1 pseudogene is annotated in these 275 nt (G+C 70.2%); it reads left to right on the top strand.

Going from position 1 to position 275, the window contains the following annotated elements:
• Positions 1-2: 2 nt before the first annotated feature.
• Positions 3-275: pseudogene (locus B3547_RS11230) on the top strand (hypothetical protein); the annotation flags it as partial.

Below are 275 nucleotides of genomic sequence, written 5' to 3'. Positions count from 1 at the left end.
TGATCGACAGCGGCGTCCACCCCGATCATCCACATATCGACGGCGTGAAGCTGCTGCCGGGCGCGGCCATCGCTTCGGACGGCACCCTGTCAGAAGAAGCCGACGCCACGCTGGACCGGCTCGGCCACGGCACGGCCGTGACCGCCGCCATCCAGGAAAAGGCGCCGGACGCGCTGATCCTGCCGGTGCGCGTGTTCCACGACGCGCTGAAGACCAGCGCCCGCGCGCTGGCGCTGGCGATCGGCTGGAGCATCGAACAGGGCGCGGACGTGATC

Origin of the sequence: Novosphingobium sp. UBA1939 (assembly GCF_002336885.1) — a bacterium.
Lineage (GTDB): Bacteria > Pseudomonadota > Alphaproteobacteria > Sphingomonadales > Sphingomonadaceae > Novosphingobium.
The sequence above is the reverse complement of the archived record's forward strand: the minus strand, read 5'-3'. Positions and strand labels throughout refer to the sequence as shown.